Here is a 16,684-nt window from a genome sequence, read left to right as displayed (position 1 = left end):
CCGAGAACATGGGGAGTGCGTTTTCGACCAAAGAGGGGGAGTAAAAATGGGAGTTACCGGTTTGTCCGTGGTTAAATCAGTTTTAAAGGTTTTCAAGGCCAGCGGGAGCATCAGCGACCTGAAAAGAGTGGCGACCGGCCTGAAAACCACTTGCGGCTTGACCCTGCGCCTGGGGAACCGGACGCTGCACGAAGCGAGCTCCGGCCAGGTGGAAGAGTCGCTGCGGTCCGCCGATCTGACGCCGAAATCGCTCAGCTTGATCCTGGAAAAGATCGTCGACTGGCACCAGGACAATGAGCCGCTGGCTGCCTGGGAGTTCGACGTCCTCGACCTGCGGGCGGTCGCCGCTCGCAACGTCAATTTGGGCCGCGACCTGGACCTACTGGCGGAAACCAACCAGCTGCTGAAGAAAGCCACCGAGTGCGAACTCCTGGAGATCAACGTGACTTTAGCGGGCCAAAAGCTGACCGCTTTCGGCGCCAGCGCCGGCCGCAAGGCCGAACTGCTGGTCGGCTTAAGAGCTTTATTGAGCCCGCTCGGTCTGCCGATCAGCTACCTGACCGCGAAGATGGATAGCATTAATCTGGAAGGGAAATATCCGGTCGAAGATCACCGGGTCTGGCCGTAAGGCGTTCAGCGGACCAGAAATAATCCGGAATAATTATCTTTGGCCAGCAGTTTAGCTTTGCCAGTCAGCGCGAGCTTCTTCCAGCTTTTTGTGTCGCTTAAAACGACCGCACTGCCTGCTTTTAAAATCTTCCTTAACTCCTGACCGTTCCAGAAATACCTGTCAGCCGGGCCGGCCAGGAAGTCGACCCAGAAGAGGTCGGGGCTGTAGAAGAGCTGGCGGTCCGGCGGCCGGTAGATATAAAACTTTTTCCCCTTTGCCTGTTCCTGTTTGATCATCCCCGGCCATTTAACGTCGGGATTGAACGCGTCGGCGATCGGTCTGGTGTTATAGAAAAGGGCGCCATAAGCGAGAACGATCAAGGCGTATGTGGCGACGAATTTATAACGCTTAGGCTGCCACAGGTATGAGGTGAGCGGGATGAGGGCGGCGGTGAACAAGGCGAAAGGGAGGATCGCGTCCGCCAGGCTGAACCCCTCCTGATTGACCGGCTTCATTATCCCCGTGACCAATAAAAGCGAAAAGACGCCGACAAAAAAGAGCTGCCAGCCGATCAACCAGGCGGAACGCTTCAGGTTCAGCAGGCGCAAACCGGCCAGGATCGCCAGCGGCGGGACGAAAACGGTAAAGGTCCGCAGGTCGTTCTGCCGGTAAAAGAACAGCAGGAAAAGGATGTTCGACCAGAACCAGATGTTGCAGAAGGTGTTCAGGTTGATCTTTTGCCAGCGGAGCTTGAGCGTCGAAAAGAAAAGCGGCGTCCAGGGGAAGATGGTGATCAGCAGGTAACCGAAAACTGACGAATAAAAGCCAAAGCCGGTGTAACTGGTATTGTACTTGCTCTGGATAGTGATCGACTTGAGGTAGGGGAGGAACTGGGGGCCGAGGGGAATGCTTTGCATGGCAAGCACTCCGCCAATAAGCGCTAAAAATAGGACGGCGTTCAGTAACGAGTAACGGGTAACGAAAATGGCCAACAACTTTTGGCGGGCCTGAGCGTTGAAGATGAGCAGGAACAGTACGGTTAACGCCGGCAGCAGCAAACCGAAACCGCTTTTGACGAGAAACCCGGCGGCCAGTGACAAAGTAAAGGGGATAAGATAGGCCGGTTTGTCCTTTTTCAGGAAAGCGTAAAGCGAGATATGGGCAGTGAAGACGAACAGCGTCAGCAGAACGTCAAGTTTGGGGGCACGAGAGTAGACGACCAGGCACAAACTGGACGCCGCCAGCAAGGTGGCGTTGAACGCCAGCTTTTTGCCGGCTAACTTTAAAAGCGACCAGTACATGAGCCAAAGCAGCAACGCAAAATAAAGGACGTTCGGGATATGGATATTTAGCTCGCTGACGCCGAAAACCTTGAGCGGCCAGGCGAGGAGCCAGATGCCGAGCGGCGGCTTGTCCAGGAAAGAGTCGGGATCCCCCGGGGTGATGAATTGCGCCAGCCACATGTTATGGACGACCGCGTTCTTGGCGGCGAGCGCGTAGAGCGCGGCGTCGTCGTTCTGCAACGGGTTGCGCGGGAGGGTGATGAAGCTGACAATTATGAGCAGGAAGAGGAAGCCGGCAAGTAACTTTCGCGTCACGGGATCAATCCGCCTTTATAACCTGCGGCGTGGTAGATCTGTGTCAGGGTAGGGAGATTGGCGTCCTTGTTAAATATCCTTTTATTGGGTTCGATCCAGACTTTCCGGAATGAGAGTTTGAGCTTATCATAAAGCGGCGTTTCGTTCAGCGCGAAATAGATGATGTTATCCCCTTTTTGCAGCTCTGGTTTACCCCACAGGTCGACTTGCTTTAGCCGTCCCGGCGCCATGTAAGCCCTGGTTTTACCGTGGAAAGTGACCAGGCCGACCATCCCAAGATCGTTGGCGAAGACCCAGGTCCGGCCGGTTTTAGGCGCTGAATCTTTGATGAATTGCGGCAGCTGCTGGTTGATCGTAAATTCTTTCCCTTTCAGCTCGGCCGGGGTTGGGTAGAGCCAGAGATAGTAGGCGAAACCGACGCTGTTGACGAACAGGGCGAAACCGACCATCGTCCAGATCACCCATTTTTTCGAGCGCGAGATCTCGATCAGCGCCGGCAGGTAGGAGGTTGACGGCCAGTGGCCGCCGACGTTGATCAGCGGGCTGATCAAGAGGAAGGGGAGGAACACTGCCGCCGCGTAGAGTTTGGCGAGCAGGTCCTTCCCCTTAAAGATCAGATAAAAAGTCAAAAAGAAGACCGGCGGAGTATAAAGGAGCATTTGCAAGCCGAAGAAATTGAGCAAATTGTCGCCGATCCGCGGCCCGGCCCCCATTTTCCCGCCCCAGTAGAAGAGGGGAGTGAAGCCGAGCCTTAAATTCCAGAGCAGGACCGGTGAGAAGATCAGCAGGGATAACAAGACCGCCAGGTACGGCTCTTTGCGGGTCAACCAGTAGCGTTGTTCTTTATTAACGGCGCAGTAAACGACCGTGCCGACGAAGAAGAGCGCCATAACGTAGTCGCTTAGTAAACCGAGCCCCGCGCTCAGGCCCAGCAGGTACCAGTAATAACTTTTACCGGTCTTGATCAGCTTGACCATTAGATAGAAGCTGAGCGACCAGAAAAGGAAGAGGACGGTTTGCGGCACCAGGAACATCCCGCCGCCGAAAAAGGTCGGCACCAGGTTGAACAGGACGGCGGAGAGCTGGCCAAAGCGTTCGCCATGCAGCGCCCGGCCGGTCAGGTAGATGATCCAGCTGATCAGCAAAACGATCAGGATCGCCCCCAGCCGGACCGCCATTTCGTTCTGGCCGAACAAAAACGTCAGCAGGTGGTTGACGTAAGCGATCATGGGCGGATGATCGACGTAGGAAAGGTCGAGATGCTGCGACCAGAGCCAGTAATACGCTTCGTCGCCGATCAGCGGGAAGAAGCGGGCGGTCGCCAGCTTGAAGAGGTTGATGGCGACCAGGAAAATCACGAAATACATGGTAAAATTATAACATGTCCGCCGTCCAAAATATCGGCCTGCTGCTGACCCGCAATGAGGAAGACGTCATTGCCGAGGTCATGGACGCCAACAAAAAGTATTTCGACAAGATCCTCGTCCTGGACGGTTCCGACGACCGGACGGAAGAGATCGTTCGGAGCTACGACTGCGTCAAGTATTTCCTCAAGGACCGGGAGATCATCGACAAGCTGCCCGGCCGCAAGTTCGAGGACGGCGCCCGGCAGTTCCTGCTGGCCAAGGCGCAGGAAATGTACCCGGTGGAAGGGTGGTTCACCCTGCTGCACGGCGACGAGATCTGGCACGACGACCCGAACTGGGTCGCCGCGCAGGCGGAAAAGGCGCGGGCGGAGAAGGTCAACTGGTACGTCATGAACTTTTTTCTCCATACTTCGGACAAGGGGCGCGACCTGGCGGCGATCAAGTCGGTCCAGGAACGGGTCCTGTGGTATTGCCCCGGCTACCTGGAGATCCGCTCGTTCCGTAACAAGCCGGGGATCCATTACGAGCTGGCGCAGCGGCACGAAACGCTTCCCAAAGGGATCGGCTGGCAGATCTACAAGCATTTTCCGATCTACAAACATTATCCGTACCGCTCGGTCCGGCAGATGCTGAGGAAAAAGGAGCAGAACGTCCGGTCGGGATTCTCGGAGAGCTACGAAAAATACTCGGGCGCCGACGCTTGTTTCGTCGACATCCTGCCCAACTACAAACAGGCGAGAAAGTATGACGGCTCGTTCCACGAGTTCGAGATCAAGGACCAGGGTTCGTTATTGCGCCGCTGGTTGAGGGGGCATAAGTACATCACATGGTAAAGGTCTTGATCGTCAAGATCGGGGCGATCGGCGACGTGCTCCGCACGACGTCGCTCCTCCCCGGCCTGGCCGAAAAATACGAGCCGGCCGCCATTGATTGGTTGACCTCGGCCGCCTCCCGGGAGCTGCTGGACTGGAACCGCTACCTGAACCGGGTGTTGACCTGGGAAGAGCGCGACCAGGGCGCTGATTACGACCTGGTGATCTGCCTGGAGGACGAAAAGGACGTTTGCCGGTTCGCGACCGGGGTGAAAAGCGACCGGATCGTCGGCGCTTATCTCGACCATGGCAAGGTGACATATACTCCGTCCGCCTGGTTCGACATGGCGCTGATCTCGCAGTTCGGGCTGGAGCGGGCCAACGCGCTGAAAAAAACGAACAAAAAAACCTATCAGCAGCACATGGCCGACCTGCTCGGCATCAAGGTCTCCCCGTATGTTTTTAAACTGACCGCCGACGAGAGCGAGGCGGGGCGCAAAACGGTCCGCGATCTGGGGCTCGGCAAGGGGGAAAAGGTGGTCGGGATCAACACCGGGGCCGGCCGCCGCTGGCCGCAGAAGAGCTGGAGAGCGGAGCAGACGATCGACCTGGTCAAGCGGCTGAAAAACGAGCTTGGCGTGGCCTCCCTGATCCTGGGCGGGAGCGACGAGCGGGAACGGAATTTAGCGATCGCCAAAGAGACCGGTATGCCCGACGCCGGCCTCCATTCCCTGCGCGGGTTTGCCGCCGTTATCGACCAGTGCCCGGTACTGCTGTCGAGCGACAGCCTGGCGATGCATTTTGGGATCGCGCTCGGCAAGCGGCTGGTCGTTTTCTTCGGCCCGACCTCGGCCGCGGAGATCGAACTCTACGGCCTGGGCACAAAACTGAGCGCGCCACTGGATTGCCTGGCCTGTTATAAAAAAGGGTGCGAACGGCAGCCGAACTGCATGGACGAGCTGACGGTCGAGAGCGTTTTCCGGGCGGTCGACCGCGAGCTTAAAAAGAGCGCCGGTTAGCTATGCCGGAGTAATAGTCGAGCAGCGCTTCGCCGCCCGGCAGGTCCCGGCCGTCGTCCGTGAAATAGTAGACGGGAAAAGTCATGGTCAGGCTGGTCAGCAGGGCCGAAAGCCTGACCTTGAACGGGGTATTGGCGAAAGCCTGGATCAGGTTGATGTCGTATAAGTGATAGTAATCCCGGAGCACGCTGAGGGACATGCGTTTTAGTTCCGCCTCGGAAAGATACCAAACGCGCCAATTCCGACTTTGTAAAACCTTGACCGCCTGCTTTGCCCGCTCATGATCTCCGCAGACCAGGATATTAAGGCTTAGCCGGAGCCGCTCGCTTTTTTCCTCGACGGCAGTCAACGCGCCTTGTCCGCTAAGCAGCTCGCTGATCGCTTGCGCGACCTGCGCCGTGCTGATCTCGCTGGTGCAGAGGTCGCGCCGGCAGGTCGGCGGATGGCAGGGGAAGGGGCAAGCGGAGATCGCTTTGATGATCTTGTGCCGATTTGCCCAGGGAGCCCAGCGCCCCGGTTTCTGGAATTTGGACGTGTAAAGAATGACCGAGGGGACCTGCAACGCTGCGGCCAGGTGGGCCGGCCCGGTGTTATTGGCGACATAAACGTGCATCTGGCTCAGCAGGCCGATCAGATCGGCCAGCGAGAGATCAAGCAAAATAACGGCCTGAGCGGCGATCTGCGGGGCGATCTTTTCGAGCAGCGGCCGTTCGTTGGGCCCTCCCAGAACGATGACCTTGGTCTGATATTGTGCGGCCACCAGCTTGAGCAAATCACGGAACTGCTCGATCGCCCACGGTTTGTCGCTGCCGCTAGTCCCGATGTTAAAGGCGATCAGGGGTTTGCCGGTCAGGCCGTTGGCGGCAATGAGCCGTTGTCCCGCCTGCACCGACGCGGCGGCCGGGATGACTTTTAATTTCGCGTCCGGTTTGAGCTTGATCCTGAGCGGCGCCAGTAATTCAAAATGATGCTCCACTTCGTGGATCGCCCAGCTGTTAAAGCGCTGAAGCACGGGGAAATTGTAGAGCCAGCGGTAGAGCAGGCGGCCTTTATCCCCGATCCGGTAGCGGATGCCGGCGAGGAACATGATCAGGGCATAGGCGAACTCGCCGCTAAAGTTGATCGCCAGGTCGAAACGCTCCTGCCTGATCGCCCGGGCCCAGCGCCAATAGCGGCCGCAGCCGATCGCCTGGCGCTGGCGGATCAGGGGATAAAGATCATCTTCGATGATCCGGTCAATATCGGGGTTGTTCTCAATGACCGGCCGGTTATAGCGGCGGCCCCAGACGACGATCTCGGCTTGCGGGAACTTTTCCCGGAGAGCGGCGAGCGCGGGGGTAGCGGTTACCATGTCGCCGATCGCGTCGGGGCGGATCACCAGGATCTTCTTGAGCGAGGTGAGATCTAGGACCGGCACCGTTTTATTTTCTTGGCCAACAGTTCGTCGATCCGGTCGATCGCGTCGTTCCGCTCCTGATTGTCACGGTCGATACCGTGCTTGAGCTGCGCGACCCGGCGGTCGCTGGTCCCCTTGACCCGGACCTGGTCTTCCAGCCCCCAGAGGTGGAGATTGGTCGCGGCCAGGACATCGATCAGCTGGCCAAGCTTGTTGATCCGGTGTAAGGCCAGTTGCGACGGAGGATTTTTATACAGCTTAACTTTCGGTTCCCTGATCACGACCCGCCCTTTAACCGCTTTTTTCAGGAAATCTTCCACCTCAGCCGTATAAGCGGCGATCTGGCCGTTGACCAGGCGGATAGCCAGGGCGACTTTGGGCGACCGGGCCATCTGCTCCAGATGGTGCAGACGGATCCTTTTAATGATCAATTTATCGATGATGCTGCCCAGGGTTTCGGCCATGTTTTAATTATACCTCAAGGATAACGCGTTTGAATAGCCTAACGGCGTCCGCCGCAAGAGCAGATAATGTTTTCCTTCCCGCACGACCCGAAAGCGCCGGTCACGCCGGATCAGCTCGTACAGTGGGGCATAGTCCTTTTTCCGCATCGGGCCCGGGGTCGGCGCCTCGCCGATAAAAATATATTCCATTATCTTGCCGTATTCTTTTCGGTCGCGCAGTTGCGCTAAAGCCGGCGCGTAGTCGCCGTCGACCGGCCAGGCCGGGTCAAGCTTGCAGAGGACAAGGTAATCCGCCCGTTCCCGGTTCTTCGGGAAGAGCCAGATGTTCCGCCGGTGGCAGAGGTGCGGATAGATATTGCCGACGGCGCAGACCGCGGCGTCCGGCGGGACCAGCCGCAGCAGCTCATGCCCTTCCCGGACAGCCGGCGTGATCCAGGTATAACGGAGAAAGAAGCCGAGAAAAAAGTAGAGCAGGGAAAGAGCGAGGCAAAAGACGACCGTCCGCCTGATCAGGCGCAGGTCCGCCCGCGGGCCCAACCGCTGCCAGCCGAGAACGGCGGCCGCGAAAACGAACGGAACGATCGCCGCCGGATAACGGGTGCCGAGCTGGTACATGTCGCGGTAAGTGCTTAAAAGATTTAAACCGACGACCGGCAGGGCGGGGAGGAGCGCGAGCGGGCTGAGGCAGGCGAGAAAGGCGACCGGCAGCAGCAGGCCGAACAGGTAAAGCAATTTGTCGCCGGTCAAAACGTGCGCCAGGACAAAGAACGGGCGGGTCGCCAGGGTGGTGACGATCGCCGGGATACTGCTCCCCAGATAAGCGTAACGATCGTAATAAGCGTATTGGCCGCCGCCGTTAAAATGCGGGATCACGACCGCAACGGCCAGGATGAACAAAGCGATCCCGGCGGCGAACAGGGAGAGACCGAAGAGCTTTCGTTCCTTGACCGCTGCGATGTACAGCCCGAAGAAGGCGGCGACCAGGTAGATATTCTCCTGGCAGAGCATGGCCGCTGCCAGCCAGCAAAGGAAAGGCCGGTACCGGTCGTGCGTCAGATAATAGAACGCCAGGAGGAGCGGGGTCATGCAGAGCGCCACCGGGTAGTAACCCTGAAAGGTCATGTTGACGATCGGGATCGAGCCAAGATACGCGGCCGGGATCAGCCGGGTGCCGGGGTGATCGTCGCCAAGCTGCTCCCGCGCCAGCCAGTAAAGCGGCAGGGCGCCGAGCGCCGTGAGGAGCGGCGGGAGGAGGAACAGGACCCAGGGGCCGAGCCCGAGGGCGTAGAACGGGACGAAGATCAGGGTGGCTAGCTCCAGGTGGTCGCCGAGCGTTACGTAGCCTTTGATGTCGCTCTGCATAAAGTTGCCGTGCAGGGTGTTCCAGATCAGGTTATCGTTGAAGCCGTCGTCGAGCGCGTTGTTGGTGAAGGTGTAATGCTGCATCAGCCGGAACGCCCCGAAGAAAAGGGTGAAAACGATGATCAGCCAGACCAGCCGCTTATTTTTGCCGGTCCAGAACATCCTTGACCAGCGCGGTGATCCGGCCGACGCCCCCCCATTGCGGTTTACTCGCCCGGCCGATGGCGGCCATGGCGTTCAAGCGGTCTTCATTGCGGAGCAGCGCCGCGATCTGCTCGGCTTTGGCCGCGGCGTCCCCTTGGACGATCTCCATCGAATGGCCGGTGATCTTCTGGATCTCCTGCCAGCGGCGGAGCGTTGTCTGGGGGCCGCTCCCCGGAAAACAGACGACCGGCTTGCCGAACGCGACCGCCTGTTCGTTGGCGATCCCCGCCAGGCCGATGATCAATTTGGAATTAAGGCAGACGTCGGCGAACTTCCCTTCCACCAAGAGGGCGGTCGCACCGCCGGCCGAGGTCAATTTGTCGCCCGCCAGTTCCCAACCCGGCACCTTGATCTTGTGGCGGTCGAGGGTGGAGGCGATCAGGCCGACCAGGTTGCGGTCGGTCTGGTAAAGTTTTTCCAGGATCTCCAGGATCAGCCCCAGATTGGCGTAGGCTTCGCCCCGCGTCCCGGGGAGGATACCGATCACCGTCGCCGCCGGCGGCAGGTCGAACTTCTCGCCGGTCACCGGGACGTAGTCCATGACCCAGTTGCCGAGAAAACGGGCGGGTAACCCTTGCTCAACGAGATAATCGGCCGTTTCCCGGTCCTGGACCACGATCTCCCGGCAGTACCGCCGCATTAGCCAGAGCTCCAGGGGCTGATAACCTTCGATCTTGACCGACTTGGGCCCGTCGACAAAAATGAGCGGGCGGCGGGCGAACAGGCCGCAGAGGGCGACGACGTAAGCGTCGCCGACGGCGACGACGAGGTCGGCGTCCCGCCCTGCGCGGCGGAGAATGCCGGCCTGTTTCCAGGTCAAGCCGAGCAGCCCGCCCAGCAGGTCCTTGAGGAGGAAGGAGGTCCCTTCCTTCGCAAAGCCGCCGCTCGGCAGGATCTTTTTCAAGCCGAGATTCTCGATCCCCTCCCGGTCGTAAGCTTGTCCCAGTCCGACCAGGGGGAGCGCTGCCAGTTCGCAATCCTTGAGCCCGGCGCCGATCGCCGCCGCGGCCAGGTCCTCGGCGTGGCCGTTGCTGACCAGCAAGACCCTTTGGCGCGTCCGGTAAGGGGGGAGGAGGTCGTTACGGACGGCTAACCAGAAGATCTGCCAGTAAGCGGCCAGTTTTTCCCGGTAGGCGGGGAGGAAGGACGGCAGTATGACTAGGAGGACGGACAGCGCCATAGTGGCCGCCAGAAGCCAGCGGTAAAATTGGTAAACCAGGTTGCCGTAATGCTTCCGGCAAAAATAGAGGCCGCCGCGGAACCCCTCGACGAAGAGCCGGCGGTCGAACTTATTTATAGTGAACCCGCCGTAGTGGACGACCTCCGCTTCGGGCAGAAAATAGATGTCCCAGCCGGCTTTTCTGATCCGGCGCCCCCAATCGAGGTCTTCGTTGCTGAAGAAAAAGTTCTCGTCGAGGCCGCCGACGATGTCGATCACTTCGCGGCGGACCATCAGGCAGGCGCCGATCACGTAATCGACCTTGACCGGTTCGGCGGACAGCCAAAAACGGCGGGCGAACAATCCCCCCTGGTGCTGCGGCGTCCCGTTGCGGTTCAGGAGTTTCGGCCCGCAGGCGCCGGCCTTGGGCGACTTGTCCAGGAACTTCAGCATCTGGTCGAAGGCGCCGTCGCGGACGACGGTGTCGGTATTGAGCAGAACGGCGTAACGGCCCTGGGAAACCTTGAGCCCCTGATTGTTGGCCGGGGCAAAGCCGAGGTTGGTCCGGTTCGCGATGATCCTGACCGCCGGGAACTGCCCCTTGACCAAAGCCAGTGAATCGTCGGTCGAGCCGTTGTCGACGAAAATGATCTCAAAGGTCGCCTGGCGGGTGGCGCTGTAGACGGAGTTGAGGCAGTCGGCCAGGAACTGGCGGCCGTTCCGGTTGACGATGATGACCGAGAGATCGATCATCGCCGGAACGGGTGGGCGAGCTTCCAGAGGGTCAAGTTGACCAGGTGCTGGAGATATTGCCTGGTCTCGCGCCAGCCCATTTTGCTTTCACCGGCCTCGCGCTCGCGGAAAACGATGGGGAATTCCACGACCTTGCCCTGATGGTTCCCCTTGACCATCAGCTCCAGGCCGACCTTGCAGCCGATCGGGTTGATCTGCGCCCCCTCGAGGATCTTTTTGTCGAGCATGAAGTAGCCGGCGGTCAGGTCGTTAACCGGGGTCAGGAAGCGGCCGAGCATCCGCGCCCCCCAGGAAAAGAATTTCCGGTACCAGATCCACTTGGAAGTGCCGCCCCCCTTGACGTGGCGGCTGCCGACGACCAGCAGCGCTTTCTGGTCCTTGATCAGGCGGTACATGTCGGGCAGCGTTTCAGGCGGATGGCTCAGGTCGCCGTCCATGATGCAGACGACCGGCGCCTGCGCCAGGCGGATCCCGTCGAGGATGGCCGGGCCGGGGCCTTCGCGCTTGGTCCGGATATAGACCCGGACCGGGAAAGTGGCGGCCAGGCTGTCGGCCAGCTGGGCGGTGCCGTCGGGCGAGCTGTCGTCGATGACGATGATCTCGCCCTTGATGTGGCGCTGCTTCAGCGCTTCGCTGACGCGCACGATCATCGTTTCGATGTTCTTTGCTTCGTTATAGGTCGGGATGCCGACGGACAGCTCCGGTTTGTTCATGGTTTATATTATATCATCAGCGGTAGACAAAAAGCTCCCCCTGTCTGGCGAACAGGCGGCCGAACGCCAGCGGGCGTTCGGCGGTAAAGAGAAAACCTTGCCGGGCGTTGAGAAAACCGCGCGCTTCCGCCTCGGTGCTGAGCATGACGACTGTCCGGCTGTTATAAAAGACGATGCCCGGGCGGTTGCCGACACTATAGGCGGCGATCCGTTCCGCCGGCCGGATAACGGCGGTGACCTTTTGGCCGAGCTCTTTTTCCCCCTTGAGCGGCTCGACCGCCGGCAGCGCCCAAAGGGTCAGGACCAGCGCGATGACAAAGACCATCGCCGGGATCGCCGCAAAGGCAAGGCGGTAAGCTTTCAGGAAAAAGAGCGTGATCGCGGCGGCGGAGCCGAGGAGGAGCGCCGCGGCCAGCGCCTGGAGCGGCGGGACCAGTGTCGCGTACTGCGCCGGGTACTGGTTATTGCCGACCATCATCACCCCGGCGAAGATCAGCGCGACGACAACGGCCAAGAACAGGTTCGCGATCAGGAAACCGCGCCGCTCCGTTCCCGGTTCCCGCAGTAATTTGTCCCAGGCGGCACCGACCATCAGGGCCAGGAACGGATAGAGCGGCAGGACGTAGTTCGGGATCTTGGTCTTGGCGACCGAAAAGACGATCAGGGCGGGGATGATAAAACAGAGCGCCAATAATTCAGGGTCGTTTTTCTTGGCCTGCCAGGTTTGCCAGAGGCCGAGCGGCAAAAGGTGCGACCACGGGGCGAAGCCGATCAGCAGCGCCGGGAAATAGTAGTACCAGGGGCCGGTATGGCCGGCGACCACCCCCTGAAACCGGGATAAAAACAAAAATCCAAGGGCAAAATTCAAAAATACTTGGCCGTGGATCAGATATTCCGCGATATACCACGGCAGGCCGATCACGGCGACGATCAAAATGCCCGGGATGATCGCCAATCCTTTGATCTTGACCAGCTCTTTTTTGAACAACAGGAAAAGAAAGATCGCGCAGCCGGGGAGGGCGACGGCCAGTAGCCCTTTGATCAAGACCCCCAAAGCCAGGGGGAAATACATTAAAACATAATAACGTCGGTCGTTGGTCTGATAACCGGCCAGGAAAAGAAAAAGGGCGCTAAAGAGAAAAAGGGTCAGCACGACGTCCAGCTCGGCGATCCGGGACTGGACCAGGAACTGGAACGCGGTCATCACCACGACGCCGGAGAGGAAGCCGGCCCGCTCATTATAGAAACGCTGGCCGAAGGCGTAGGTTGCCAGCACGGTCAGGACGCCGGCCAGCGCCGCCCAAAAGCGCATCGCCCATTCGTTGAAGCCGACCAGCCGGGAAAGCAGGGCGGCCAGCCAATAGTAGAGCGGCGGTTTGTCGAAAATGACCTGGCCGTTGTAATGCAGCGTCAGCCAATCGTTCATTTGTAAAATGTTCTTGGTGAACTCGCCGTAGGTCGTCTCCGCCGCGTCGTAGAGCGAAAAGGCGCCGAGCCGGAAGAAATAGAGCGCCGCGGCCAGCAGGCAGAGGAGGATGGCGTTCTTTTTCATCGGTTCTCGTCCATGATCCCGCTGATCTCGTCCTTATTGAGGAAGAGCGCCCACTGGTCGGGGTAAGCGCGGACGAACTCGTCGAACGAGCGGCGGACGTGCTCCCGCATCGCCTCGCGGTTGCCGGCGGTGATCCGGAAAGGGGGCTCGAGCTTGACCACCAGCCGCCCGTTTTCCCGCCGGCAGGTGCAGATCATCAGCGTCGCCGCGGAGCGTTGCGCCAGCGTCAGCCAGCCGGTCGCCGCCGGCATTTTTTTGCCGAGGAAAACGATCGTTTCGTTGCGGCTTTCCCGGGCGCCGGTGTCGATCAGCAGGCCGACGATCTCGTTAGCCGCCAGGCGGGCGAGCGATTCGCGGTACATGTCGGCGGTCTCGACATTGATCAGCCGGCAGCCGGTCGCCGTTCGGCTCCGGTTGATGAACTGGAAAAGCCGGTCGCCGGGCGGCGCTTTCATCACCGCGTTAAGATGGTACCCCAGCTGCGGCAGCAGGACCTGCATGAACTCGTAGTTGCCGGTGTGCATCGTCAGGAGCAGGACCCCTTTGCCGTCGGCCAGGGCGAGGTCCAGATTCTCCCGGCCTTCCAGCCGGCCGAGCAGCCGAAAATGCTCCGCGCGGAAAAAAGGGAAACAGAGCACTTCCATGATCGAGCGGCTGACGTTGTCCAGCAGCTTGTCGGCCAGCGCGTCGGCGTCGGCTTCCGGGAAAAAGCAGCGGTAATTGGCGCTGACGATCCGGCGGAGCGGGGTCAGCCGGGCGATCCAAAAAAGTCCTTTGGCCTTCAGGCGGATGAACCCGAGCGCGAGGCGCGGCGGCAGCCGGAAGATCAGGCCGCAGCACGCTTGGCTAAAAGAGAGTAAGGCGATCATCCTTTGTTCTGGAGCTGCAGTTCGTATAATTTCTGGTACAGGCCGCCCTTGGCCAGCAGCTCGCGGTGGTTCCCCTGTTCGACGATCCGCCCGCCGTCGAGGACGATGACCCGGTCAACGTGTTCGACGGTGTAAAGGCGGTGGGCGATGATGAAGGTCGTCCGTCCCTTCATCAGTTTGTCCAGGGCTTCGCGGATCAGCGCTTCGGTCTCGGCGTCGAGCGACGAGGTCGCCTCGTCCAGGATCAGGATCTTCGGGTCGCGCAGGACCGCCCGGGCGATGGCGATCCGCTGTTTTTCGCCGCCCGACAACTTGGCGCCGCGCTCGCCGACCTCGGTCAGGTAGCCGTTGGGGAGGGCGCTGATGAACTGGTGGGCGTTCGCGGCCTTGGCCGCCGCCTGGATCTGATCGCAGGTCGCGTCCGGTTTGCCGTAGGCGATATTGTCTTCGATCGTCCCCCGGAAAAGGGCGATCTCCTGCGGCACGATGGCGATCTTCTTGCGGAGCGATTCGCTGGTCACGTCCCGGAGGTCGACGCCGTCGATCAGGATCCGGCCGGCGCGCGGGTCGTAAAAACGGGGAAGCAGATTGACCAGGGTGCTTTTGCCGGAGCCGGTCCGGCCGACGAGCGCCAGCGCTTCGCCCGCTTTGACGTCGAGGTCGATATGGTTCAGGACCGGTTCCCGGTCGTAAGCGAAAGTGACGTGCTGGAACTCGATCCGGCCGACGATCTCCCGCAGCGGCTGGGCGCCGGGCCGGTCGGCCACGCTCGGCACGGTGTCGATGATCTCGAAGATCCGTTTGCTCGACGCGAGCCCCTGCTGGATAACGGCGAACGCCTTGCTCAGCGTGCTCCCCGGGTCGGTCATGATGCCGAGGGCGGTGGCGAACGAGATCAGCTGCGGCAGGGTCAACTGGCCGTTGATGATCTGCAGGCCGCCGAGCCAGACGATGCCGACGGCGGCGGTCGCCTGGAGCAGGGCGATGACCGGGCTCTGGGTCGAAAGGATCTGGACGGCGCCCATGGTGATCTTGAGCGCCTTGGCGTTCTCCGCGCGGAATTTTTCCGTCTCGGCCTTTTCCATCGTGAACGCCTTGACGACGCGGATCTGGGAGACCGTTTCCTGGACGTGGGCGGTGATGTCGGCCGTTTTTTGCTGGACCCGCTCGCTGATCTGGCGCAGGCCGGAAGCGAACCAGCGCATCAGCTGGACGATCAGGGGGAAAGCGACCAGCATCAGCAGCGACAGCTGCCAGTTCAGGACAAAGATGTAGACCAGCAGGCCGATCAGCAGCAGGCTTTGCGGGATGATCGCCGTAAAACTGGTCAGGATCGTCAGCTGGAGGTTGGCGATATCGTTCATCATCCGGGAAAGCAGCTCGCCGGTATGCCAGCGACCGTAGAAATCGAGGGAGAGTTCCTGCAGGTGTTCGTAGAGGCGGACCCGCAGGTCGACGATCACCCGGTTGGAGACCAGGTAGGAGAGGTATTCCTGCCCGTAGGTGAACAACCCTTTCAGGACGTACAGGCCGATGACGCCGAGCACGGCCAGGTTGAGCGAACCGAGGTTTTTATCGCCGATCGCCTGGAAAGCGTAGCCGGCCAGCGGGGCGAGGAGCAGGGTGGTGGCGGTGACCAGGATGGTGCAGAACCAGGTGACGACGATCTGCGGCAGGTAAGGCCGCAGGTACTTGAACAGCCGGTTATATTCCCCCACAGATCTCCTCCACGATCTTTTTGGCCGCGCCCGGTTTGCCCAGAGCGGCGGTCAGTTCCAGCGACATCCGTTCCCGGGCGGCGCGGTCGCGCAGCAGTTCGTCGACCTTCATGGCGACCCCGAGCGGTTCGATCTCGCCGCGGATCTCCGGGGCGATCTCGCGCCCCGCTTTCTGGTTCGGCAGGGCGAAGAACTGGGTCTTTTTCACAATTAGATTTGCGACCCAGCGCTTGAACGGCTTCCCCATGACCGGCAGCTTGCCGAGCAGGTCCGCCAGCCCTTCCATGGGGATGACTTCCGGGTGATTGAGCGGGAAAACGATGATCTGCGGGATGCCGCGGGCGGCGATCTTGGCGGTGTTGGTCCCCGGGATCGTTACGACGAGCTCGGAATTGTGGATGTCCTCGAAGTGGACCGTTTTCGCGCCGGGGATCGCGTGCGCCCGGATGAACGGCGAGCTGACGATCTGGAACTTGACCGCCGGGTTTTCCGCCCGGATCAGCTCCATTACCTGTTTGTAGAACGGGGTCATGTAGTCGATCTCCCATTTGCGGCTGCCCGGCATGAAGGTGACAACGTTCTTTTCCGGCGCCCATCTTTTCAGCTCGGCGATCGAGTCGACCATCAGGTTGCCGACCAGGGAGACCTTGCCCCGGGGAGCCTGCCGGGTGAACTTCTTGAGGGCGGCCTCGTCCGGGACATAGAACCGCCGGAAAAAATTCTTCCAGGCGATCCGCTCGTTGAGGTAGGCGTAAGCCGGGTAGTTCAGTTTTTTGGCGATGAGCATGGCGTGGAGCAGGTCGCCGCCGAGGAACAGGACGACGCCCTGCGGCGCGAACTTCACTTTGGGCTGGTGGTTCATGATCGCCCAGTTGCGGTATTCCCCGGCGGTGATGATCTCGGATATCCCCTTGATCTGCCGGCTGAACTCGACCTCCACGCCGCTGGTGTACTGGCAGGGGGTCAGGACCAGGATGATCCGGCAGCCGGGCCGCTGCGCCAGTTCGGCCACGATCGGCCGGACCAGCGCGGAGAGTTCACCGGGGCTATTGGCGACGAGGACGATGTCTTTGTTCATAAAGGTCGGT

The 16,684-nt window shown here is 60.2% G+C and carries 14 protein-coding genes; 3 read left to right on the top strand and 11 right to left on the bottom strand.

Annotated elements, in window-relative coordinates; genetic code table 11:
* Nucleotides 1-46 precede the first annotated feature (46 nt).
* Nucleotides 47-628: a hypothetical protein gene (locus WC529_00630; protein MFA5112785.1), complete on the top strand. Its 582-nt coding sequence runs from the start codon at nucleotides 47-49 to the stop codon at nucleotides 626-628.
* Between the two features lie 5 nt (nucleotides 629-633).
* Here the strand turns inward: WC529_00630 and WC529_00625 are convergent, their stop codons facing one another.
* Both WC529_00625 and WC529_00620 read right to left on the bottom strand, forming a co-directional pair.
* Entirely contained in the window at nucleotides 634-2,208 is a 1,575-nt protein-coding gene (locus WC529_00625; protein MFA5112784.1) for a glycosyltransferase family 39 protein, read from the bottom strand.
* Nucleotides 2,205-3,575: a glycosyltransferase family 39 protein gene (locus tag WC529_00620; GenBank protein ID MFA5112783.1), complete on the bottom strand. Its 1,371-nt coding sequence runs from the start codon at nucleotides 3,573-3,575 to the stop codon at nucleotides 2,205-2,207. Before WC529_00620 ends, WC529_00625 begins: the two co-directional genes overlap by 4 nt.
* 14 nt (nucleotides 3,576-3,589) lie before the next feature.
* On the opposite strand from WC529_00620, the gene WC529_00615 reads away from it, so the two are divergent.
* Nucleotides 3,590-4,408 (top strand): glycosyltransferase, encoded by an 819-nt coding sequence (locus WC529_00615; GenBank protein ID MFA5112782.1) that lies wholly within the window; start codon nucleotides 3,590-3,592, stop codon nucleotides 4,406-4,408.
* Nucleotides 4,402-5,406, top strand: a complete 1,005-nt coding sequence (locus WC529_00610) for a glycosyltransferase family 9 protein (protein MFA5112781.1) — start codon at nucleotides 4,402-4,404, stop codon at nucleotides 5,404-5,406. Before WC529_00615 ends, WC529_00610 begins: the two co-directional genes overlap by 7 nt.
* On the opposite strand, the gene WC529_00605 is transcribed toward WC529_00610, so the two are convergent.
* The 9 genes from WC529_00605 to WC529_00565 are packed head-to-tail and all read right to left on the bottom strand — an operon-like array spanning nucleotide 5,387 to nucleotide 16,674.
* Nucleotides 5,387-6,823: a glycosyltransferase family 9 protein gene (locus WC529_00605; protein MFA5112780.1), complete on the bottom strand. Its 1,437-nt coding sequence runs from the start codon at nucleotides 6,821-6,823 to the stop codon at nucleotides 5,387-5,389. The two genes, WC529_00610 and WC529_00605, sit on opposite strands and share 20 nt — an antisense overlap.
* A complete protein-coding gene (locus tag WC529_00600) occupies nucleotides 6,811-7,266 on the bottom strand; it encodes a DUF4254 domain-containing protein (protein ID MFA5112779.1) in 456 nt (151 codons plus the stop codon). The genes WC529_00605 and WC529_00600 overlap by 13 nt, the downstream gene beginning before the upstream one ends.
* A gap of 3 nt (nucleotides 7,267-7,269) precedes the next feature.
* A complete protein-coding gene (locus WC529_00595) occupies nucleotides 7,270-8,790 on the bottom strand; it encodes a DUF2079 domain-containing protein (GenBank protein ID MFA5112778.1) in 1,521 nt (506 codons plus the stop codon).
* A complete protein-coding gene (locus WC529_00590; protein MFA5112777.1) occupies nucleotides 8,768-10,744 on the bottom strand; it encodes a lipid-A-disaccharide synthase-related protein in 1,977 nt (658 codons plus the stop codon). The genes WC529_00595 and WC529_00590 overlap by 23 nt, the downstream gene beginning before the upstream one ends.
* Nucleotides 10,741-11,457, bottom strand: coding sequence for a polyprenol monophosphomannose synthase (locus WC529_00585; protein ID MFA5112776.1), 717 nt, complete (start codon nucleotides 11,455-11,457; stop codon nucleotides 10,741-10,743). Before WC529_00585 ends, WC529_00590 begins: the two co-directional genes overlap by 4 nt.
* 16 nt (nucleotides 11,458-11,473) lie before the next feature.
* The gene (locus WC529_00580) at nucleotides 11,474-13,009 is read right to left on the bottom strand and encodes a glycosyltransferase family 39 protein (protein ID MFA5112775.1); all 1,536 of its coding nucleotides are present in this window, start codon (nucleotides 13,007-13,009) and stop codon (nucleotides 11,474-11,476) included.
* Complete coding sequence (locus WC529_00575; protein ID MFA5112774.1) at nucleotides 13,006-13,878, bottom strand: lysophospholipid acyltransferase family protein; 873 nt, start codon at nucleotides 13,876-13,878, stop codon at nucleotides 13,006-13,008. Before WC529_00575 ends, WC529_00580 begins: the two co-directional genes overlap by 4 nt.
* Nucleotides 13,875-15,596 carry an ABC transporter ATP-binding protein gene (locus WC529_00570; protein MFA5112773.1) on the bottom strand — a complete coding sequence of 574 codons (1,722 nt, stop codon included), beginning with the start codon at nucleotides 15,594-15,596 and terminating at the stop codon, nucleotides 13,875-13,877. The genes WC529_00575 and WC529_00570 overlap by 4 nt, the downstream gene beginning before the upstream one ends.
* Nucleotides 15,583-16,674, bottom strand: a complete 1,092-nt coding sequence (locus tag WC529_00565; GenBank protein MFA5112772.1) for a hypothetical protein — start codon at nucleotides 16,672-16,674, stop codon at nucleotides 15,583-15,585. The genes WC529_00570 and WC529_00565 overlap by 14 nt, the downstream gene beginning before the upstream one ends.
* Nucleotides 16,675-16,684 lie beyond the last annotated feature (10 nt).

Source organism: Candidatus Margulisiibacteriota bacterium (genome assembly GCA_041650855.1).
Taxonomy (GTDB): Bacteria; Margulisbacteria; WOR-1; order O2-12-FULL-45-9; family XYB2-FULL-48-7; genus JALOPZ01.
This window is presented reverse-complemented; position numbering and strand designations above follow the sequence as displayed.